At 42.3% G+C, this 20281-nt stretch carries 27 protein-coding genes and 1 pseudogene; 9 read left to right on the top strand and 19 right to left on the bottom strand.

Annotated features, from left to right (window positions below; genetic code table 11):
- The coding region (locus IM322_RS20545) for a transposase (RefSeq protein WP_130758671.1) at window positions 1–115 on the top strand (115 nt) is incomplete at its 5' end.
- 182 nt (window positions 116–297) lie between these two features.
- Here IM322_RS20545 and IM322_RS20540 read toward each other — a convergent pair.
- Genes IM322_RS20540 through IM322_RS20530 form a run of 3 tightly spaced genes read right to left on the bottom strand, consistent with a single transcriptional unit; the run spans window position 298 to window position 1056 of the window.
- On the bottom strand, window positions 298–567 hold the full coding sequence (locus tag IM322_RS20540; protein WP_002736772.1) for a hypothetical protein: 270 nt from the start codon (window positions 565–567) through the stop codon (window positions 298–300).
- Entirely contained in the window at window positions 515–853 is a 339-nt protein-coding gene (locus IM322_RS20535) for a DUF6972 family protein (protein ID WP_287676114.1), read from the bottom strand. The genes IM322_RS20540 and IM322_RS20535 overlap by 53 nt, the downstream gene beginning before the upstream one ends.
- A 5-nt stretch (window positions 854–858) precedes the next feature.
- On the bottom strand, window positions 859–1056 hold the full coding sequence (locus tag IM322_RS20530; protein WP_287676113.1) for a type II toxin-antitoxin system HicB family antitoxin: 198 nt from the start codon (window positions 1054–1056) through the stop codon (window positions 859–861).
- 323 nt (window positions 1057–1379) lie between these two features.
- Between IM322_RS20530 and IM322_RS20525 the strand changes: the two genes are divergently transcribed.
- Entirely contained in the window at window positions 1380–1628 is a 249-nt protein-coding gene (locus IM322_RS20525; RefSeq protein WP_287676112.1) for a hypothetical protein, read from the top strand.
- Between the two features lie 275 nt (window positions 1629–1903).
- Complete coding sequence (locus IM322_RS20520) at window positions 1904–2368, top strand: SRPBCC family protein (RefSeq protein WP_002768535.1); 465 nt, start codon at window positions 1904–1906, stop codon at window positions 2366–2368.
- A 73-nt stretch (window positions 2369–2441) separates the two neighbouring features.
- Here the strand turns inward: IM322_RS20520 and IM322_RS20515 are convergent, their stop codons facing one another.
- Window positions 2442–2645 carry a ssl0294 family protein gene (locus tag IM322_RS20515; RefSeq protein WP_002737727.1) on the bottom strand — a complete coding sequence of 68 codons (204 nt, stop codon included), beginning with the start codon at window positions 2643–2645 and terminating at the stop codon, window positions 2442–2444.
- Window positions 2646–2715: 70 nt separating this feature from the next.
- Between IM322_RS20515 and IM322_RS20510 the strand changes: the two genes are divergently transcribed.
- From IM322_RS20510 to IM322_RS20495, 4 genes are all read left to right on the top strand, one after another.
- Window positions 2716–3231 (top strand): DUF1499 domain-containing protein, encoded by a 516-nt coding sequence (locus IM322_RS20510; protein ID WP_287676110.1) that lies wholly within the window; start codon window positions 2716–2718, stop codon window positions 3229–3231.
- A gap of 200 nt (window positions 3232–3431) precedes the next feature.
- Window positions 3432–3929, top strand: a complete 498-nt coding sequence (locus tag IM322_RS20505) for a DUF427 domain-containing protein (RefSeq protein ID WP_287676109.1) — start codon at window positions 3432–3434, stop codon at window positions 3927–3929.
- Window positions 3930–4112: 183 nt separating this feature from the next.
- Entirely contained in the window at window positions 4113–4994 is an 882-nt protein-coding gene (locus IM322_RS20500) for a 4-hydroxybenzoate solanesyltransferase (protein ID WP_287676108.1), read from the top strand.
- Window positions 4995–5183: 189 nt separating this feature from the next.
- Window positions 5184–5423 (top strand): DUF6737 family protein, encoded by a 240-nt coding sequence (locus IM322_RS20495; RefSeq protein WP_158200090.1) that lies wholly within the window; start codon window positions 5184–5186, stop codon window positions 5421–5423.
- Here IM322_RS20495 and IM322_RS20490 read toward each other — a convergent pair.
- From IM322_RS20490 to IM322_RS20460, 7 genes are all read right to left on the bottom strand, one after another.
- Window positions 5388–7688, bottom strand: a complete 2301-nt coding sequence (locus IM322_RS20490) for an ATP-dependent helicase (RefSeq protein WP_287676107.1) — start codon at window positions 7686–7688, stop codon at window positions 5388–5390. The two genes, IM322_RS20495 and IM322_RS20490, sit on opposite strands and share 36 nt — an antisense overlap.
- 93 nt (window positions 7689–7781) lie before the next feature.
- The gene (gene tilS / locus IM322_RS20485) at window positions 7782–8756 is read right to left on the bottom strand and encodes a tRNA lysidine(34) synthetase TilS (RefSeq protein ID WP_287676106.1); all 975 of its coding nucleotides are present in this window, start codon (window positions 8754–8756) and stop codon (window positions 7782–7784) included.
- Between the two features lie 255 nt (window positions 8757–9011).
- A complete protein-coding gene (gene hemF / locus IM322_RS20480) occupies window positions 9012–10034 on the bottom strand; it encodes an oxygen-dependent coproporphyrinogen oxidase (RefSeq protein WP_287676105.1) in 1023 nt (340 codons plus the stop codon).
- 184 nt (window positions 10035–10218) lie between these two features.
- Window positions 10219–11007, bottom strand: coding sequence for an ion transporter (locus IM322_RS20475; RefSeq protein ID WP_287676104.1), 789 nt, complete (start codon window positions 11005–11007; stop codon window positions 10219–10221).
- 86 nt (window positions 11008–11093) lie between these two features.
- Entirely contained in the window at window positions 11094–12011 is a 918-nt protein-coding gene (locus IM322_RS20470; protein WP_147069238.1) for an NAD(+) kinase, read from the bottom strand.
- Between the two features lie 23 nt (window positions 12012–12034).
- Entirely contained in the window at window positions 12035–13012 is a 978-nt protein-coding gene (locus IM322_RS20465) for an SDR family oxidoreductase (RefSeq protein WP_286826662.1), read from the bottom strand.
- Between the two features lie 61 nt (window positions 13013–13073).
- Window positions 13074–13964 carry a S66 peptidase family protein gene (locus IM322_RS20460; protein ID WP_287676103.1) on the bottom strand — a complete coding sequence of 297 codons (891 nt, stop codon included), beginning with the start codon at window positions 13962–13964 and terminating at the stop codon, window positions 13074–13076.
- A 58-nt stretch (window positions 13965–14022) separates the two neighbouring features.
- On the opposite strand from IM322_RS20460, the gene IM322_RS20455 reads away from it, so the two are divergent.
- Window positions 14023–14823: an Rpn family recombination-promoting nuclease/putative transposase gene (locus IM322_RS20455; protein WP_287676102.1), complete on the top strand. Its 801-nt coding sequence runs from the start codon at window positions 14023–14025 to the stop codon at window positions 14821–14823.
- A 324-nt stretch (window positions 14824–15147) separates the two neighbouring features.
- Window positions 15148–15348 carry a hypothetical protein gene (locus IM322_RS20450; RefSeq protein ID WP_036389287.1) on the top strand — a complete coding sequence of 67 codons (201 nt, stop codon included), beginning with the start codon at window positions 15148–15150 and terminating at the stop codon, window positions 15346–15348.
- Between the two features lie 17 nt (window positions 15349–15365).
- Here IM322_RS20450 and IM322_RS20445 read toward each other — a convergent pair whose 3' ends face one another.
- The 8 genes and pseudogenes from IM322_RS20445 to IM322_RS20410 form a co-directional block, all read right to left on the bottom strand.
- Complete coding sequence (locus IM322_RS20445; protein WP_002758047.1) at window positions 15366–15824, bottom strand: cupin domain-containing protein; 459 nt, start codon at window positions 15822–15824, stop codon at window positions 15366–15368.
- Window positions 15825–15872: 48 nt separating this feature from the next.
- Window positions 15873–16715, bottom strand: a complete 843-nt coding sequence (gene folP / locus IM322_RS20440) for a dihydropteroate synthase (protein WP_287676101.1) — start codon at window positions 16713–16715, stop codon at window positions 15873–15875.
- Between the two features lie 107 nt (window positions 16716–16822).
- Window positions 16823–17620, bottom strand: coding sequence for a hypothetical protein (locus IM322_RS20435; RefSeq protein WP_287676100.1), 798 nt, complete (start codon window positions 17618–17620; stop codon window positions 16823–16825).
- Window positions 17621–17776: 156 nt separating this feature from the next.
- Window positions 17777–18436 (bottom strand): ATP synthase subunit B family protein, encoded by a 660-nt coding sequence (locus IM322_RS20430; protein WP_041803739.1) that lies wholly within the window; start codon window positions 18434–18436, stop codon window positions 17777–17779.
- A 36-nt stretch (window positions 18437–18472) separates the two neighbouring features.
- Window positions 18473–18946: a pantetheine-phosphate adenylyltransferase gene (coaD, locus tag IM322_RS20425; RefSeq protein ID WP_002758057.1), complete on the bottom strand. Its 474-nt coding sequence runs from the start codon at window positions 18944–18946 to the stop codon at window positions 18473–18475.
- Window positions 18943–19227, bottom strand: coding sequence for a DUF427 domain-containing protein (locus IM322_RS20420; protein ID WP_002800052.1), 285 nt, complete (start codon window positions 19225–19227; stop codon window positions 18943–18945). Before IM322_RS20420 ends, coaD begins: the two co-directional genes overlap by 4 nt.
- Window positions 19228–19260: 33 nt before the next feature.
- A complete protein-coding gene (gene trxA / locus IM322_RS20415) occupies window positions 19261–19578 on the bottom strand; it encodes a thioredoxin (protein WP_287676099.1) in 318 nt (105 codons plus the stop codon).
- Between the two features lie 480 nt (window positions 19579–20058).
- A pseudogene (locus IM322_RS20410) lies at window positions 20059–20281 on the bottom strand (RNA-guided endonuclease TnpB family protein); the annotation flags it as partial.

Here is a 20281-nt window from a genome sequence, read left to right as displayed (position 1 = left end):
GGTGGTCGAGGGAATCAACAATAAACTTAAACTAATAAAACGAAGAGGCTATGGCTTTAGAAACTTTCGGAATTTTTGGGTTAGAAGTATGTTATCTTGGCATCTTGTCTGTTGATTTAGCATAAAGAGTAACGAAGAGCCCTAATTGTTTTCTACCGGCGCCGAAAGAAAATCCTCCGATAATCCTAGCGCCAATTACCCAAACCTGACTCCATTCGTAACTATCTCGGCGCTTACCCTAACGGCACTGGTCAGGCGATATTCTGACTTTATTCCAAACGACAAGTTTAAGCAAATCTAAGCGCTTTCCTCACTAGATAATCGTCCTTCAATCGGTTCGTATTCATCTTCCAAGAGCCAGAGTTGAGCCTCTTCATAATCTGGAAACGCCTTGACGAGACGGTACTTTTCAGCAGGATCAAAAACATAACATCCCCTCGCCTTATCGATCAACACTAGCAGGATATAGGGAGGGGACTGCATGGAATCCACCCAAACTTCTAGGAAGCGCCAATTATCCTTCACTAGGTCGGGTTCGAGGAATTGCGTGATATTGGTTGTTTGCATTAATCTTAACCTCGCCGTAGAATAAAGAAGACTTTAAACCATCTGGGCTAATTCGACAACCAATCGCTTCGGCAAAAAATAGCCCATAGCGTTCATAGTTACGAATATTTCCCGTGTATTCACCCCTTTCTATGATAGCCTGAATAACTCGTAGCATTGTATCTTCATCTTTAAACACATGAATAGCTCGTCCTCGTAACAGTAATCTCCGTGATTGTGGAGTATTCGGTAGATGTTTAGAAATATGCTTAGTGTCAAGAAAAATCTCGCGATTAATTCCGCTCATAATGGTTAGACTTCGGCGTTTCTAATAATTGCTGGAATCGGCAGGCCGTCTTCCGCTAAAGCCGCAATATAACCGGCAATCGCCTCTTTTATATTAATCAAGGCTTCTTCTTTCGTTTTTCCCTGACTAACACAGCCTTTGAGACTTGGACACTCCACAATCCAATAGCCATCTTCGTCTCGATGTACAATGACTTGCCTCATTTTCCCACTCGCTCTTTAAGAAGTGTTAATAATTACCCCTAATCATAGCAAACAACTCAGCCAAATTTATTTACCGTTCCTGCATTAGCCTTCCCCCAACGTCATCTCTAGATTTAGTCCAGGCACTGAAGAATACTTACACTAGCGGCTCTGGTTTTTAGCAACCAAAGTAAATTACATATCTTAAATTGAGAGTAACTAAACTTGACAATCGGTTTAACAATGCGCTAGAGTAACTGAAACTTCTCAACTGTAACGCTGGCTGAAGGGAGGCTATTAATTCCGACTAAATTTCTTTACTACTAAACTAAGAAAATATAATTATGACAAACTATCAAACAGAAATCCGAATCAAAGTTTCTTTAGATGTTGCTGAAAATTATTGGAATGCAACGGAAGAAGAACGCCAAAAAATAGCAGAAAAAATTGCTTTTTATGTTCAATCTTCAAATTTATCTAGAAAAGAATCTCTGGACAAATTATATAAAACGATGGCTACTATTGGACAAAAAGCACAAGAGAGAGGATTAACCCTTGAAATTTTAGAATCTCTCTTAAATGAAGATGACTAAACGCTTTGTTATCGATACCAATGTTATTATCAGTTAATATCGAGAGTTTACGCCAACGTTTTCGAGAGTTGCTCAAGCTAGTGAAAAAGTGAGCCTGAGAGCAGTTATCTTAATGGTGAGGTAGGAAGTTTTCGTTTTGGGTAGCAAATTAGGTTATACTTCAATGTTAAGAAATGTAACCAAGTACAAAACCCTTACTGTTGCCTTGTCTAAACAGTTAACTTTATTTTTGTCCGACTACTGAAATTCTCAGCCAGCAATTTATAAGCAGATCAATGTCATCTTGTCAAGTATTTGAACAATCAATTCAGATTAAAGCTAGTGCCACGACGGTGGAGCGTTGTATCACGGATTTAGAGTTAATGCGTCGTTGGTTGAATCCGGTGTTAGTTTGTGAACCTATCGGCGACTGGAAGACCGATATCGGTGGTAGAAGTCGTTTTTTGATTCAAATTCCCCTAATTCAGCCAACGCTAAAAAGTACGGTGATTGAGAGGGAACCGGGATTAATTGTCTGGCAATTTGAAGGCTTTTTTCGCGGATGCGATCGCTGGGAATGTCAACCCAATGATGGCGGCACTTGTCTAATCAATCGTTTTGAGTTTGCGATTCCTAATCCGGTTGTGGGGTGGGGATTCCAGCAATTCGCCGCCAAATGGACGAAAAAGGATATGGAAGCGCAATTAAGACGCTTAAAACGAGTAGCCGAGGAAATTTATCTACTTTCAGCCGAAAGTTAAGCTGATGCAGTGGTAAACGGGGGGTGTTGGGGATGGGAGAATACCCTTATCCCCAACAGCTAACCCCTGATCCCTAATCGATCGAGATCGACTGGGGACTGTTGCCGTTATCCTGATTATTGTCGTTAAAACTGACTAATCCCTGCTGTTCTAACCATTTTTTGAGGGGATCGTCCGAAAGTTTCAAGCGCAGTAATCCCGAGGCAAAACCACCGAAAAAAGCGATCGGTTGTTGAATCAGTTCTTTAACAACGGGTTGTAATTCATCGAGAAACATCTTATTCTATCTCCTGATATTGTCACACCTATCAATGTTAAGTTAATTGAAGTGATTCTGTAAGACTAGCATGACTGAAACTTCCGACACGGTGAAAAAATTTTTCCGGCTAACCCCGTTTATTTTCCTAGTAATACTGCTCATCTGGCTAGGAATTAGGTTAATTGCTCCCGATAGCGTCAGTTTATTCGCAGGTACTCGTCCCGATTATTTGGGAGTCAGGGAGGGTAAACTGGCCCCTTGTCCGGTCACTCCTAATTGTGTTAGTAGTCAGAGTCAGGATCAGGCTCATTCGATCGAACCCCTTAGTTATCAGGGTAGCGGCAAAGAAGCGATCGAGCAATTAGCTAAAATTATCGCTTCCCAACCGAGAACTAAAATTATTAACCAAGATAGTAACTATCTCTACGCCGAATTTAGCAGTCAATGGATGGGATTTGTCGATGATCTGGAATTTTCTCTTAATCCTAGCAAAAATGCGATCGATGTTCGCTCGGCCTCCCGGTTAGGAGAATCGGATTTAAATGTCAATCGAGAGCGAGTGGAAACCCTGAGAAAACTCTTTTCAGTGAGCAGTGAGCAGTGAGCAGTAAACAGTGAGCAGTAAACAGTGAGCAGTAAACAGTGAGCAGTAAACAGTGAGCAGTAAACAGTGAGCAGTAAACTGCTATTTGATGATGCTCACTTAAAACTCAAAACTGATAACTGATAACTGATAACTGATAACTGATAACTGATAACTGATAACTGATAACTGATAATTGAATACTATAAACTTGAAAAATTATGTTTCGTCCCCAACCGATACCAGCAAAAGCAGGACAGGAATCCGTCTGGGATTATCCGCGTCCCCCGCGCCTAGAATTATCGCCTAAACACCTAAAAATTATCTTTAATGGTGTGATAATTGCCGATACTAAAAGCAGTTATCGAGTTCTAGAAACCAGTCATCCCCCAGTTTATTATCTACCGCCCCAAGATATTAAAATGGAATACCTGCAAGCCACAGCAGAAAAGTCTTTTTGTGAGTGGAAAGGTTTAGCGGGATATTACAATATCACCGTTGGGGATCAACAGGTAATTAACGCCGCTTGGTATTATCCGGAGCCAACACCAGAGTTTCAGGCAATTAAGGATTATCTGGCTTTTTATCCCGCCAAAATGACCGCTTGTTATGCCGACGGTGAATTAGTACAACCGCAACCGGGTAACTTTTACGGGGGATGGATAACCTCCGATGTGGTTGGTCCGTTTAAAGGCGTTCCCAATAGTTGGGGCTGGTAATCAGGTTAAGTAAGTAGTCGTGCAAAATTAACTTCTTGGTTAGGAAAGGCAAAAGGCAAGAGGCAGCTTTGTTCTCCCTACACCCCACACCCTACACCCCACACCCTACACCCCACACCCTACACCCCACACCCTACACCCCACACACCGTTAACTCCTAGTTTCTACTTTTGACGAGAAATTATGACTATATCCCAACCCGATCTAGAACCCACTTGGATGACGATTATTCGCCTCTTGCGCTGGGATAAACCCGCCGGTAGGTTAATTTTGATGATTCCCGCTTTATGGGCGGTATTTTTGGCGGCAGACGGGGTGCCACCGCTACCCTTGATCGGGGTGATCGTTTTGGGAACTTTGGCCACTAGCGCCGCCGGCTGTGTGGTTAACGATCTTTGGGATCGGGATATCGATCCACAAGTCGATCGCACCCGTAACCGTCCTTTAGCGGCCAGAGCTTTATCGATCAAGGTTGGTCTGATTATCGCTCTGATTGCTTTCTTTTCTGCCGCAATTTTAGCTTTATATCTCAATTTCCTGAGTTTTTGCCTATGTTTAGCCGCCGTTCCCTTGATTATCTGCTATCCTCTGGCCAAGCGTTTTTTTCCTGTACCGCAATTGGTTCTTTCTCTCGCTTGGGGTTTTGCCGTTTTAATCTGTTGGAGTGCCGTCACCGGGTCGTTAAATAGTAATACATTTATATTATGGGGAGCGGTGATTTTTTGGACATTGGCATTTGATACAATTTATGCTCTGTCCGATCGAGAGGATGATCTCAAGGTTGGTATTAACTCTAGTGCCATATTTTTCGGCAAATACGCCCCGGAAGCCGTGGTGGTCTTTTTTGCCCTAACAGTGGGTTTATTGGCTTGGGAGGGGCAAAAACTGCAATTATCAGCCTCTTTTTGGCTAGGGTTGGGTCTAGCGGCGATCGCTTGGTTGCGTCAATACCGGCTGTTACGTCAATCGGATTTACCTAAACCAGTTTATGGTCAAATGTTCGGTCAAAATGTTTGGGTCGGTTTTATTTTATTAGCGGGTATGATTGCAGGGAGTTATTTTTAAATAAGTAAATCGAGTAATTTTTTACTCTTTCGGTCTTCCTAGGTGTTTTTTAAGCTCGATCGCTCTAAAATTGAGTTAGTAACTAGCCAGACAGAATTAATTAGACATATCTAACCACCTCTTGCCTTTTGCCTATCCTAACCAAGAAGTTAATTTTGTCCTACTACTTAAATTACTGATCCGTAACCAATGTCTAACTCGAAATCCGATAACGTTTGGGACCACAAACCCCGTTGGTGTCAACCTTGGTCGATTCTGTTGACAGGAATTACCCTGATTGCTGGGTGTTGGTTTTTAACCCAGCGTCTCTGGTTAACTCTACTCCTATCTATTCCCATACTCCTTTGGTGGTTTGTCTTCCTAATTCTTTATCCGCGGACGCTGCAGCAACAGTTAAACACAGAAAGAATCGGGGAAAGCATTGATTAAAACAGGAAAGACAGGACAGGGATTTTTATCCTGTAATTGACTACTTTCATCTCCGCGAAAAGTGTTCCAACGAAAAGGAGCTTTTTTTTCACTCGACATCCATAAAAGTCTTTTTGCTCGCGTCATAGCTACATACAAAAGTCGGTATTCTTCAGCTTTTTTAAGTTGTCCAGCTTCTAACCAAGCGCTTAAAGGTGGGGGAATAATTGGTATGCTGTCGGGGTTTAAATAGCGTTGATGAACTGCTGCTCGAATTTGCGCTCTGGCCACTTCTGCGAGGGTAAAATCTGCCAAAAATTTTGCCCCATTGGGAACCCAAGGTTTGCCCGGGATAATATCTTCGTGAAGAAAGGGGATAAAAACATAATCCCAGTCTAAACCCTTGGCTTTGTGCATAGTAATAATCGTCAGTTGTCCGGGACGAGTATAACAATCGTCGTTATCTTCTTCCACTCCTTCAAAGCGCTCAGAGGCGATAATTTCATTGAGAGTATTAATTGTATTTTTTAGAGAACTATTACCAGCAGTTTCCTGATAAATACGGGCGGTTAATTTTTGCAAAGTGGCTAATTCTGACCCCGAATATTGGAGAGTCATAGCGAAAAAAGATAAGAGTTGATAATGGGGTAATTCTAATCTAGCTTTTAATAGACTGCAGCAATAACGACGGGCGATTTTTTCGTTAGATTTGAGTTCAGGATCGAGGGGAGTGGGATAAAGAAATTGTTCGGGATAGGTAACTAAAGGATTTAAGTCTTGGGCAGTAATTAAACCCCTAAATTGTAGCACTTCTAAAGCCCCCTTGAGATAATCGGGAGAGTGGGGACGTTCGACAAAAGCTAATAGTTTCAGCATTTCGGCGGGAATTTGGGAAAAGCGATCGATCTCATTAGCTTCAAAAATTCTGATTTGATAACTTTTATAAAAATGGGCAAATTTTTGAGCAAAAAAGTGTCCTTGTCGATTTTCTCTAACGAGGATAGCCGCATTATGTTGAGGGTTTTCTTGGAGTAATTTAACTAGACGTTTTTCAATTAATTCCACTGTTTGATAAATGTCATCGGGTTGATAAATTTCTAATCCTTTTCCCTCCTTAACTGGATTAGGTTGGGGATCTTCAGCACCGACGGGAAGAATCGCTTGAACTCGAAAAGGAGCCTCGGTAACTTTATGATTATCTTTCCCCTGTTTCCAATCTCGATCGACCCATTGTAAAACTAAATTAGCAGCTTCAATAATTTTAGTATTGCTGCGACCTGCTTGGTTCATAGTGGATAAATTGCCTTCGTTTTGACAACTTTCACAAAACCAATTAAAGTAAACAGGATCGGCAGGGGTAAAGGTAGAATTAATCGCTTGATTGGGATCGCCCACGCGAATTAAATTAGGTATTTCCCCGTCATTATTTTTTGCTAAAATAGTAATTAGTTTTTCTTGGAGAGGACTAGAATCCTGTGCCTCATCTTCAAAGACTCCAAAGACAGATTTTTGCCATTGTCGGCGAATTTTTTCTTCATCTAATACTCGCAAGGCTCCTAAAATCATGTCATCATAATCTATATAGTTTTTCTGACGCATCAGGATTTCATACTGTTGGTACAAACCACTAGCAATAGCGAGAATTTGATAATTATCGTCGGTGTAGTGGCTTAATTCCCAGACTTGCTGCGGTGATAATCCCGAACTTTTTAGCTCATGAATGGCCGTATAGGCAAGACTAGGTAAAATTTCGGTTCTCAACACCGATTGACGGCGTAATCTTTCTGTTTCTTCCCCATCAAATTCCACTCCTTCTAATAACTTTTGATAACGAATTGGGTCAGTAATTAGCCATTTTTCCACCGAGTTTCTAATAATTCTGTGGCTAGGAGTCGGAATAACTAAGGTAGAAGATTCGAGGTATAATCCCGATAATTCCGAGTAACGACGGGCCAATTGTAGGGCCAGTCCGTGCAGAGTTTGGACGCTGAAACCTTGGGCCGAAAGTTGTAAATCTTGCAAGCGTTGTTTAATTTTAGCTTTAATACTAGCGGCAGCCGAGCGCGTGTAGGTGACAATAATTAACTGTTTTTTAGCATGAAGTTGCTCACGAGCAATAACCATAGCGGCAGCTACGGCCAAACTGTGGGATTTTCCTGCCCCCGGCACCGCAGAAATGGCCATTTTTCCCCCTTGCCAATCGGCTAATTCCTGTTGTCCGGCTCGCAGTTGTTGCCGGAGATTGACCAGTAAACTTTCTCGATCAATTACTTTAGTTTCGCTCATTATTCTACGCCAATTTTATTTTTAGTTTAATTGTATTACTATTAACACTGTCCACTTAAAACTGTAATCTGATAACTGATAACTGATAACTGATCACTGATCACTGATATATAGCCAATTTTGTTGTACTTCTACTCGAATTTTGCCGGTTAAGGAGGAAGTGGCATCGCGATTAACACCGGTAATGAGATTAACCACTGACTCAACTTCGGCAAAATTAGGGGATGAGGGTAAATATTGAGCCAAAAATAAACGAATCACTCGTCTTTGTATCGCTAGAGGTAGAATTTGTAAAGGGGAGCGATCGAGTCTTTGTTGATCTAGATCGATAACCTGGCGAAAAATATCCTGGGCAATACTATCTAAATAATCGCTTTCTGCTTCCAAAATTTCGGCAGTTTGGGCGAGATGTTTTTCGATTTGGGGATTTAAATTAGTTTGCAGGTAGGGTAATAATTCCTGACGGATGCGATTGCGAGCATAGCGTAAATTCTCATTAGCTCGATCATACCAGATCGGTAATTCTCGACTTTGACAAAAAGCGAAAGTTTCCCCGCGAGTGACATTTAAGAGGGGACGGACTAAAAAAATATCTGGGGTTAAACTTGTCAACCAAGTTAAGGCAGAAAGTCCATCACTACCCGCCCCGCGCATGAGATTATAAAGAAAAGTTTCCGCTCGATCGCTCCTCGTGTGTGCCGTGAGAAGATAATTAAAACCCTGTTCTTGGGCTATTGTTTGTAAAGCTTGATAACGCCATTGTCGGGCCTTGGCTTCCGTTTCCGCCATGGGGGGTGCGGTGGTAATATAAACAGGTAATTGCCAAATTTCGGCGATTTCCCGCACATGAGTGACTAATCCTCGGTCGGAGGACCAACGGTGATCACAATGAGCGATCGCTAGTTGCCAACCCCAACGAGAGCGCAAATCCAGCAATAATTGCCCTAAACAGAGGGAATCCTGACCTGCCGACAATGCCACTAACAGAGACGCATTTTTAGGTAGTAATTGTCCCTTTTTCACCGTGGTTTCCAGACGAGTATGGAGAGGTGTCCAAAAATTAGCCAAAATTTTTAGATTTATTTACTTGACAAGGGTGTGGAAAGTATTTTCAGTGAACAGTGAACAGTAATCAGTGATCAGTAATCAGTGATCAGTAAACAGTGATCAGTGAACAGTAAACAGTAAAAAGACAGTAGGAAACTGCTATTTAATACTGCTCACTTAATACATAATGCTCACTTAAAACTCAAATCTGGTAACTGATAACTGATAACTGATAACTGATAACTGATAACTGATAACTGATAACTGATAACTGATTTAAGCTTGCCAATTAACCCAATCTTGGGGTTTTAGGAAGACATCATAGAGTTTTGCTTCTGGGGTGTTTGGTGCAGGTTGATAACAGTATTCCCAACGGACTAAAGGAGGTAAAGACATCAAAATCGACTCGGTACGACCGTTAGTTTGCAGCCCAAAAATTGTGCCACGATCATAAACTAAATTAAATTCTACATAACGACCGCGACGATAGAGTTGAAACTGACGTTCTCTGTCACCGTATTCCGTCGAGTGCCGTTTCTGGACAATGGGAACGTAAGCGGGTAGAAAAGCCCGGCCACAGTCATTAATGAAACTAAAAATTTCTTCCCAGCTGCGCGGTTGTTGGGGAGATAATTTTTCTGAATAGATAGCGGCATTACTTTCGGCAAAAGGACCACGATAGAGAGGGTCTAAACCGTCTTGGTAATCAAAGAAAATCCCGCCGATGCCTCTGGCTTCCTGACGATGATTGAGATAAAAATATTCATCACACCAGCGTTTAAAAACGGGATAATATTCGGGATGATGTTGGTCGCAAACCTGTTTAAAAGTGCGGTGAAAATGACTAGCATCTTCTTCAAAAGCATAGTAGGGAGTTAAATCAGCGCCACCGCCAAACCACCAAACCGGACCTGCTTCAAAATAGCGATAATTGAGGTGAACCGTGGGAATATAAGGATTGTGAGGATGCAAGACCATCGAGGTTCCCGTGGCATAAAATTCATGACCGGCAGCCTCGGGCCGTTGTTTGGCAATGCTAGGAGGTAATTCTTTCCCCCAAACTTCCGAAAAATTCACCCCTGCTTGTTCAAAAATTGCCCCTTCCCGCAAAACTCGCGAACGTCCGCCGCCACCTTCGGGCCGTTGCCAACTATCTTCGATAAATTTTGCTTGTCCATCCACTTCTTCTAATCCCTGACAAATTTCATCCTGTAGGGATTTCATAAATTCACTGACGCGGCTACGGCTGTCACTGGCGGGCAAATTGGCAAGGGTGGGGGTTGTGGTGAATGCAGTCATACTCAAGGATCAAAGTTGATAACTCAGTGATTATATTACTACTGGGTGATGAAACGGCCGCTCTTCGATACTTAACTTAACATTTAGACGGATTGGAAGTGGGGAAGTGGGGGAGTGGGGAGAATAAATAAAAATAATCTCCTGACGACCGGCGACCGGCTCCTGAATTTCGCCAGAATTAGTCTCAATCAGGTTTTTTTAAGAGTTTTGCCCCACAGTTTTTACAAAAATTGGCATCTATATCGTGACGGGGTAAACCACAATCTGGACAAGGATAATCAATTTGAGTGCCAGATTTTAATAGTTGTTTAGTCAGATCGCTAATTTGCAAGGGAATTAACAAAACTCCCGTTAAAATCATTAAAACTGCCACCATTTTGCCCCCATCAGAAAGGGGAGTTACATCCCCAAATCCCACGGTAGTCATAGTCACGACAGCAAAGTAAAAAGCATCAAAAAATGTCCGATAAACTTGGGGATTAATTGGGTGTTCGATCTGATAAATTAAACCTGCATAGACAAAAATAATCGAAAATAGAGTTAGTAATATGCGAGTAAATACTATCTGATCGGAAGTTTTAATCCGAAAAATAGAAAGATCGGAACCAAAAAAACGAATCACTCGCAAAATTCTAAACCAGCGAAAAATTCTAAAAAACCTAATATCAAAAAAACCAAAAAATAGGGGCAAAATTGACAATAAATCTAGAATGGAAAAAATATTAAAAACAAAGCCTATTTTTGATTCCGCACACCAAAACCGAATTAAATACTCTAGGGAAAATAAGCTTAAAATTCCCCAATCAAGCTGACGTAACCACATTTGCCAAGTGACGGATAAGGGATAGGTTTGAGCCACATAAATCCCCAAAGATAGTAAAATTAATGCCAAGATAAGCAGATTTACAGTCAGTCCGATCGCCGTGGTGACATCCTCTAAATAAAAAGCTATTTTGGCACGAAAAGAGAGCATAAATTAAGCTATCAGTAAACAGTAACCAGTAATCAGTGAACTGAAAGCTCACATCTGATAACTGATCACTGATAACTGATAACTGATTAAGGTAATTCCACCGAAGTTGGTTTAGCAATATGAGGTAAACCCCAACCTAATTTTTCCCGGAGGATGCGGAAGAATTCCGTTGATTGCAGGCGAATAAAATGAACATTGTAGGGGGATTTCTGCACATTAATTCGATCTTCTGGCAAGATATAAGAACCGCCATTACCGTCCACTACCATCACCATCCGATTAGCAGTTGCTGGGAAAATATTCACAGTTTCCTTGTCAGAAAATACCAAGGACCTGGAAGCTAAAGAATGGGGACAAATGGGGGCTAATTGTAATACCGGCACATCGGGAGTTATTACCGGGCCACCGGCGCTGAGAGCATAGGCAGTAGAACCAGTAGGAGTGGAGAGAATCACCCCATCGGCAGCGATATCGACGGGCGCGTGTTCACCAATTTGAATCTCAAAATGACACATACTGGTGAGGGGTTCGCGGTGGACGACCACCTCATTGAGAGAAAGTGCCTCCCAGAGGAGGGTATCTTCGCGAAATAGTCGCACCGTGATCATCGAGCGATTTTCGATGGTGTAATTCCCCTCTAGAACCAGTTCTAAGGCGGGTTCAAGCTGATTTAGGTAAATTTCGGTCAAAAAGCCCATGTGTCCCGTATTGACCGTTAACAGGGGCAAATTGAGGGTGGCCAACTGCCGGGCCGCCGATAGGACTGTACCATCGCCCCCCAACACGATCGCAAAACTTAAATCCTGATCGAAGTGGGGGGGGACTAACTGATCGATCGGGGTAAAACAAACCGGACGAGAGGGTTTAGAATGGCCTAGCAGGCCACCGCTGCCAGTAGCCATAAACACCTGGCAACCTAGGGAAAGTAGCTGATCTTGTATCTGATGGGCTGTTTTACAAGCGATAGGCTTAATATCGTTGTAAATAATGCCGATTTTGGGCATTGACAAATTTTCCTACTGCTGAATCACGCTTTCTTTTTGAAAGGAGTTTTCTTCTTCTTCTGAGCTTTTTGTTTCTCGAAGTCGATTTCCTTGAGCTTCTTGAGAATGCGGCTAAAGTATTCTTGTAAATAGGATTCTAAAGTAGTTGTTTGACTCGGATCAAGGCCAAATACTTGATAAACTTCTTCCATTGGGCCATCAAGAGCTTGACCACTAGCGAGAACTTCCGCAAAAGCTAGTCGGTCAGATATATTATAAGTCCATTGGAAACAACGGCTTATTCCCCGCATAAAACGCAGTAATCCCATGGGTAAACGCCAAATTTTCCCCTCTTTACCCGATAAGCGTTCGCAAACTTCGATAATTTCTTCAGCTTTCCAAGCTTTGCTGCCCACCACAGGATAGGATTGACCGACGGTTTCGGGGACTTCTAGGGCGCGAACGGCGAATTTAGCGATATCTTGGGTGTCCATGTAGGCGATCGCCGTACTTTCCCCCGTGATCCAGACCGTTTGATTATCTAACATCGGGATGGCGTATTGACCGATTAAACCCTGCATAAAGCCACAGGGACGCAGAATTGTATATTTTAACCCCGATTCTGCTAGAAATTTCTCGGTACAGCGTTTTATCTCCATTAAAGGCACGTTGGGATATTTTTCGGCATTGAGAATCGAAAAGAAAATAAAGCGATCGACTCCCGCAGTTTTGGCCGCTTGAATCAGATTAACTTTACCATCCCAATCCACCTGTTTAATGCTGGCTGAGTCCGTCGCCCGGGCAGTAGCGGCATCGATCACCGCGTCCATTCCCTCTAAAGCGGCAATAATGGTACTCTTATCCCGTAGGGTTCCCCCGACTAATTCTGCGCCCCATTCCTTCAAAAAAGCCGCTTTTCTCTGACTGCGTACCAAACAACGCACTTGATGTCCCTGATCGATGGCATGACGCACGATCTGTCGCCCTAGGGTTCCTGTCGCACCGACAACTAATACTTTCATCTATAATTAATTTTTTGTTACATTTGTTAACACTTCTCTAAGATACTATCAAAAAAGTGGATCATTGGGGATAGAAAAATTCTAAGATTCCCCGATCCCCGTCCAGTTCTACCATTGTTCCCACCGGTAAAGCGGCATTATCGCCATCATGACCGAAAGGTAACTCAGCAATAACCGCAATGCCTAAATCGCCCAAACGCTCTTTTAAGACTTCCTCTACGGTTTGACTATCACTGTCGGGGGCTGCCAGACAACGGCTAAAACGACCGAGAGCAATGCCTTTAATTTGGGAGAAAATGCCCAGCATTCGCCACTGAGTTAACATTCGATCGATCCGGTAGGGGGCCTCGGTTACGTCCTCTAGGGCTAAAATTACCCCCTCTAGGGTGGGTTGAACCGAGGTTCCGAGGAGATGGGTGGCTACGGTTAAATTAGCTGGTAATAAGCGTCCCCGCACTTTGCCCCCACCCCAACCTTGACCGACAAGAGGGGCTAAAGGACGACCTTCCAGAAGAGAAAAGAGGCGATCGATTGATTGGGGACTTTCTTGGGCTAAGGTGGTTAAAACTGCCCCGTGAACGCTACAAATGCCCTGTTTCGCTAAACTCCATAAAATCCCCGTCACGTCGGAAAAACCGATTAACCATTTCGGGTTAGTTTTTGCCCATGTCCAATTTTCTAAGAGGCGAGCGCTACCGTAACCCCCCCTAGCGCAGAGAATTGCTTGACAATCGGCATCTTGCCATGCTTGGGCTAAAGCTTGACGACGTTGCTCGTCGCTACCAGCGAGATAACCGAGACGATTAGCCCAATTCTCGCTAAATTCCACTTGATAACCCCTTGATCGCCAGATTTCTACGCCTTTTTCTAGGGCGGCTAATTCCTTGACGGCTCCACTGGTGGCCACCAGAGAAACTTTAGCACCGGGTTGCAGAAATGATGGGATGATCATAGGTTAATTCTCTTTTGTTGGCGGATTAAGCGGAAATTACAGGCAATTTTGTGGCAGCATGAAAACTGACAGCATATTTTATCGAATGTTTCTCGATTTTCCCGATTCGTTCTTTGAATTAATTGAGCGAACGGATGCTATGGTTAGCAATTATCGATTTACTTCCCAAGAAGTTAAACAACTAGCTTTTCGATTGGATGGTTTATTTTTGCCGCTCGATCATCTAGAAAATTCGCCCTTTTATCTGGTAGAAGTGCAGTTTCAAAAGGATGAAGACCTATATTATCGATTATTTTCGGAACTTTTCTTATATCTTAGACAGTATAAACCTGTGTCACCCTGGCAGATAGTTGTTATTTATCCTAGCCGAGAAATTGAGCGAGAACATCCCCAGCAATTTGCAGATTTGTTATCCCTAGCAAGGATTAAAAGAATCTATCTGGATGAATTGGCAAATGACGAGACTCCTTCCTTAGCGATCGCCATGATCAAATTGGTTACGGAAAGTGAGAGTCAAGCTGTTAATTCTGCTAAGATTTTAATTAAACAGGCTCAAAGAGAAGTGAGCGATCGCTTAGTGCAGAAAAATGTCATTGATTTAATCGAAACGATAATCATTTATAAATTACCCCAAAAAAGTCGAGAGGAAATTGAAGCTATGTTGGAACTGCAAGACCTAAAACAAACTCGTTTCTATCAAGAAGCTTTTGGAGATGGAATTGAACAGGGAATAAACTTGCAAAAATTGAAAACAATTCCTCTACTGCAAGACCTCGGTTTAACCCCGCAACAAATCTCGGAACGCTTAGACTTGAATCTGGAAACAGTGCTTAACTATTTGGCACAACAGCAACAATAATCAATCCTGTTTAAACAGTCTAGAAAAGCAGCAATTGCTAAGTATTGGGAAAATGAATAGTAGCGAATCAGTGACCTTTAATCTATCAGCGATAACTCGATGAATAACGACTTATTGACTTTTCTCTTTTGTGTTGCCCTTCTTATTCTCTATCTAGTTTTTTCAGCTTTAACCGAGATGGGAACAAAATGGCCTTGGACAAAAAAATAAGAGAAATAATTATAAAGGTTAATAAACATAAGATCGTGTGAGGGATTCGGTCATTGGTAAAATTATAGAGATTTGCTATCTAAACAATTAACTCTATCGCTCTACTGATAAAATATGAAACTAATTGGTGATATTTCCCTGAGCTTGGATTTATTCTTGTTGCTTTTTTTCTGGCATTGTCTCATCGGTGGCATTGCTACAGTCATCGCTATCAATAAAGGCTATCCAAGATTAAATTGGCTAATCTTCGGACTTCTGGGAGGAACCTTTACCTTTTTTATCGCCCTCTTTCTAGAAAAAAAGCCCAAAATTTAAGGGATGATATTGCTTGATTATCCTTTAATAGTTCCCATCAACACCTCTAAATCTTCTGCGTCTAACTCCTCTGGGATGCCATTACGAATTAATTCCGAAAAATCCTCATTGGGAACCATAAAACATAGTGCATAAAGTCTTCCGTCCCCCACATTTCTAATCTCGTGAATACCTGTGGGACGGACTAATAAACTATCCCCCGGACCCAGGGGAATCGGTTTACCATCACAGATAGCCATTCCTTCCCCTTTGAGGATAAAAAACATTTCTACGGCAAAATGATGACGATGGGTAGGGGTGCGACCGTGGGGATCGAAAATTTCCACACAAACGGTCAAGGAATCCCCCGCTACGGTAGAATCGAAGACGATCGCTAAACGATTCGTATCCCCAGCACTAATGCGAAAAACTTGATAATCCCGGGGAGATCGAATCACGGGTAACATACAATGATCGCTAGTTAGTTGGCTATTCATCGCTGATTTCGATCGAAGTGTGGATGATTCTAAGACTAGCAAAAATTTTCAACTTCGCTCGATTGCGTCCACCACTTTCCTCACATCTACGATCGCATCCACATCATGGACGCGCAGGATATCGGCCCCCTTAGCGATCGCTATTGCACAGGCCGCCGCCGTTCCGAAAACTCGTTCTTTTGGGTCATCTTTGCCTGTAATCTCGCCAATAAAGCGTTTTCTCGACAATCCAATTAAAATAGGTAAGTCTAAATCCCGAAATTGCCCTAATTCTCGCAATAACTCAAGATTTTGTGTCCCGGTTTTGGCAAAACCAATCCCTGGATCGATGATAATATTTTCCCTAGCAATACCCCAATGTAAAGCTTCCTTAACGCGATCCTGTAAAAATTCTTTAATTTCCTTGACTAAATCGTCATAATGTGTTAAAGATTGCATGGTTTGCGGATTGCCCCGCAGGTGCATGAGGATGATGGGAACGGCCAATTTAGCCACCGTGGGCAATAATAGGCGATCGAAGGTTCCCCCAGAAATATCATTGATCAAATCGGCCCCAGCGGCGATACCTTGGGCTGCCACGATCGCCCGGGTAGTATCGAGAGAGATAGGAATAGAACTTTGTTGTCGAATAGCAGTGATTACGGGGATAACTCGCGATAATTCTGCTTCTAGGCTAATTTCTTCGGCTCCCGGACGGCTGGATTGACCACCGATATCGATTATATCAGCCCCGGCCTCGATCATTTTCATTGCCTGTAGCAGGGCATTTTCAACATTGTCAAATTCTCCCCCATCACTAAAACTATCGGGAGTAACGTTTAAAACACCCATGATATAGGTGCGTTTTCCCCAAGCAAAAATATGTTCACGAATTGCCGTTAAACTTGACATAATACTAAATCCTGTTTCAAAAGTATAGGAAAGTGGGAACTGGGGAAAAAGGAGCAGGGAGAATAACTAAAAATAATCTCCTGAATACTGATAACTGACGGTGATAGTTAATTTTTAGGTAGGGAAGAATCTTTTAATTCAAAATAAGCTTGTACTTCTTCTTTCCAGAGTTGATATTTTTCTTGAATTAGTTGATATTGACTAGCAAAATCGAGGGGCAAATCAACGAGATTGGTATCGATATCGGATTGCACTAATTCCCGTTCGATCAGGGTTTCTCGGATAAATTTCAAACATTCTTGTCTCAAAGTTTCCGCTTGATCAATAATTAGCTGTACTTGATTAATTGCTCGATCGTACAATCGGGTTTGTGAATGAAAAATTTCGGAAGATGCGGCCAGATTTCGCAGTCTATGTAATTGATTTCTCTTTTCTACTAAACTGGCAATTTTGGGGTTAATTTCAAAAAGCAAGGTTTTCACCAGAGGAGCCAAGCGGCGAGTATTAGTATAATCGTAGTTATCAAGGTCTGATTTAATCAGGTGTACCTGTTGTAAATCGACGGTAATATCGTGGAATTGTATCTCGGTTTCGGTGATGGTGGGATGAATCGTTTTAACTTTCCAAGTAGTAATAGAAGTCAACTGCTGGCGATCACTATTAACCATTTGCCGCTCCATTTTCAGCACATCGAGGGGAATGCTATAAAGTTTTTTCTCAGGAATATAGATGACATCGCTACCGAGAATGCGATCGATTTTAGGACGACGATATAAATAATGATACAGGAATCGATAAAAGCTTTTACTGCCTTGAAATATCTGGACAAATAACCAAATTTTCCAGCTGAATAACCCGCTAAGAAAGCGTCCGAATAGATGGGAATTCGAGGAGGGGTTATTCATGAAATTCCGTGATCATTTATCAGTGAGATATTAGGGGTTGGCTGCTTTTCAGTGGTAAGCAAACAGTAATCAGGGATAAAGATGAAGATAACTAACTAATTAACTTAAAACTTACATCTGATAACTGATAACTGATAACTGATCACTGATCACTGATTAAGGACGTTCTCCGGGTAGATTTTTTGACGATGTTGGTTTCGATCTTACCTGTTGACGACCGTTGCGAATAACTTGTAACATTTCCCCTAATTCTCGATCGAGATGTTCTAAAACTGCTTCGGCATAGTCGTCAGCGCCTTTTTGAATTTCATGACATTCAGCTTGGGTTTTTTGTCGTAACTGTTGCACTTCCTGCAAGGTGCTGTGACGCATCTGTTCGATTTCATCGAGGGTTTGTTGTTGCAAGGATTCACACTCCTGCTGAACCCGTTGACGAATTTGGGCCGCTTGCCGTTCTGCTTGTTGAATAATACCGGACTCATCGAGAATTTGGGCAGCCCTTTGTTGAGCGGAACGAAGGACTTGTTGAGCGTATTCTTCTGCTTTAGTGATAATTTCCTGTTCTTCCTGCAAAATTGCTAAAGCTTTCTGTACTGCCGGTGGCACGGTTTCATAGATGAGATCGATCTGTTCGGATATCTGTCCCTCATCGATGATTGTCCAACGGGTAAGGGGGATATGGAAACTATCAAAAATCATCTCTTGCAGACGCGCCAAATCCTGATAGATATCGAAATCGACGGGTGGACTGGGAACCCCACTATTAGAAGTGTTAGGTACTGCTTTTCTGCGATCATTAGGTTCTCGGCGCGCCATAGGTTCAGATCGTCCTCATTGCTGTATTCTAGTATGTTAACTGTAGTATGAGTAAATATCTCTAGAAACGTTTTCTGGGACTAGATGGGTGACGGAGCCACCGAATTGAGCGATTTCTTTAACCACGCTACTACTTAAAAAACTATATTCTTTGGTGGTGGCTAAAAAAACCGTTTCGATCCCTTCCCAGAGGGTTTTATTGGTATGGGCCATTTGCAGTTCTTTTTCAAAGTCTGAGAGGACCCGCAACCCCCGCAACAGCACCTTAGCGCCTTTCAATCTGGCATATTCAACCGTCAATCCTGAAAAACTGTCTATCTCAACGTTTTTCAGGTGTTTTGTACAGTAACTGATCTGTTCTATGCGTTTTTCGACGGTAAATAAGGGGTTTTTATGGGGATTGCAAAGAACTGCCACGATTACTCGCTCGAATAGTGGCACACTGCGTTCGATAATATCTAAATGACCGAGTGTAACTGGATCGAAGCTGCCGGGGTAGATGGCGATCATTTCTCAACCTTCACACCTCGCCAAAAAGCGATATATCCTTTAATATTTTGGGCTTTTGGTTTAGGATCGGGATAATACCAAGCGGCATCTTTATTGTCCTGTCCATCTACCCTAAGAGTATAATAACTAGCCTCTCCTTTCCAAGAACAAATGGTATGGGTGTTACTGGATTGAAAATATTCAGCTTTGATGGTATCGGGGGGAAAATAGTAGTTTCCCTCGACAATTTCGCAGTTATCGCTTTCCGCTACCACTGCACCATTCCAAATCGCCTTTGCCATGACACTAACTCCTAGTTCTGGTTCAAAATTATCTTACAACAGAGTTTGTAAATGTTGAACCAGTTGGTTAACCTGCACCACTCCCTCGATTCGATCGATCGGTTGACCATTTTTAAAGACTACTAAAGTCGGTAAAGCTTGAATACCGTACTTACTGGCTAAATTGGGATATTTGTCTGTATCAATTTTGACAATTTGTAGGCGATTTTTGAAATACATTCCCGTTTGTTCTAGAATCGGAGCCATCATTTGACAAGGACCGCACCAAGTGGCATAGAAATCCACTAACACGGGGAGATTAGTGGTTTGCAACAGTTGCTGAAAACTGGAAAACTCTTTTTTGACTGCCATAAATTGTCACCTCGCCGGAAAAATAGCCTTTTCCCTACTATAGCTTTTCTAAATGTCCCTTATAATAAATCCGTTGATTATAGGCCACTTATGAGGATAGGCACTCATGCAAGAGGCAAAAGGAGGAATAAATAATCAGTCTTTAATAACCGGATTTGGTATTAGACCTCCTGCAAAAGTAAGTTCTCGAGGTGCTATCGGCTCAAAATATCTTAAAACTCAGATAAATTTGCGATAATTTTCGGTTTTATGGCTAGGATAGTTGTCTCTTGTCTTTTTTCTCCTCATCTCCCCACCTCCCCATCTCCTATCTCCCTACCTCCCCATTTCCTGTCTCCTATCTCCTGTCTCCTTACCTCCCCATCTCCTGTCTCCTGTCTCGGAGTCTCCTGTCTCCTCACCTAACGGAAGATTTTTGATTTCTCCAGAGCAGTCATCGATCGCCGGGAAAATGCTAAGTTAATTGACATACTCCCACCGTCAAGCTACGCTGTGACGGGGGATTCTTGACCCATCGCTGTTAGAAATTCCTTGTTCAACGAGACAGCTTAGATTCTCAATGTCTCCACTGAAAATCTTTCTTACCGGACTCTCCCAAGGCGTTTGGGTCGGTTTCTGTTTGCCCAACAGTACCGTTGAGATGATTTCCCAAATATTTCAACCCTTTTTTAAGAATGTTGATGGCTGCATTATGATCCCTATC

The organism is Microcystis sp. M109S1 (genome assembly GCF_020247025.1).
In the GTDB taxonomy this organism is placed as follows: Bacteria; Cyanobacteriota; Cyanobacteriia; order Cyanobacteriales; family Microcystaceae; genus Microcystis.
This window is presented reverse-complemented; position numbering and strand designations above follow the sequence as displayed.